Source organism: Wolbachia endosymbiont of Drosophila barbarae (genome assembly GCF_044752445.1).
GTDB classification, from domain to species: Bacteria; Pseudomonadota; Alphaproteobacteria; order Rickettsiales; family Anaplasmataceae; genus Wolbachia; species Wolbachia pipientis.
Genome location: NZ_JBIXJM010000049.1, coordinates 1 through 908, shown reverse-complemented (window position 1 = coordinate 908; position 908 = coordinate 1). Strand labels below are relative to the sequence as shown.

At 36.8% G+C, this 908-nt stretch carries 1 protein-coding gene; it reads left to right on the top strand.

The window, feature by feature from the left end; all coding sequences use genetic code 11:
• Positions 1–73 precede the first annotated feature (73 nt).
• A partial coding sequence (locus tag ACIPNH_RS00675) for a S49 family peptidase (RefSeq protein ID WP_400770940.1) occupies positions 74–908 on the top strand: 835 nt, incomplete at its 3' end.

Sequence of the window (908 nt, the reverse complement as noted above, 5' to 3'; positions counted from 1 at the left end):
CAGAAGATCAAAGACGTGCAAGTGAACTGGGCTTAAGTTTTGATTCTGACGTTACGGCCAATCAAGAGGTGATATGAAACAACAATGGCTAAACAGATGTGTAATGGTAGAACCGAGGAGTTTTGAATTACTGTTACTACAAACAGGAAAGCAGCCCATCTTTAAAAATATAAAACATGCAGTAAGAAATAGTGAAAGAGGAATAATACCGATACATGGGATCTTGACAAAAAAGTCAGAAGCTTTTGATGATATTTTGGGAATGACTTCCTATAATCAAATAGAAGCACAAATTACACAAGCAATAGAAGATAGTGATATAGAAACAATCCTGTTGGATATAGACAGTCCTGGAGGAGAGGTCAATGGAGTGTTTGATCTTGCTGATTTTATTTACAATGCAAGGGAAAAAAAGAGGATAATAGCGATAGCAAATGATGATGCATATTCTGCAGCGTACGCTATAGCTTCTAGTGCTGAAAAGATTTTTCTTACCCGCACTTCAGGAGTTGGAAGTATAGGGGTAATAGCAAGTCATATAGATCAAAGTAGGTTTGATGAAAAGCAAGGTATTAAGTACACCACAATCTTTGCTGGTAGTCGAAAGAATGATTTAAACCCGCATGAGCCAGTGACGTCTGAAAGTCTGGGAAGCTTACAAAAAGAAGTAGACCGACTATATGAAATGTTTGTGCAGCTAATAGCAAGAAACAGAGGTCTTTCAATTGAAAAGATTCGATCAACAGAGGCAGGGCTATATTTTGGCGAGAAAGCAGTAGAAATAGGTCTTGCAGATGGAGTTACAATTCCTTCGGAGTTAAAATCTATTAATAAAAAGAGGAGTATTACTATGAATGAACAAACTACAAATGACCTAGAAACTGATAATTTAACCAAGTATCGTACTG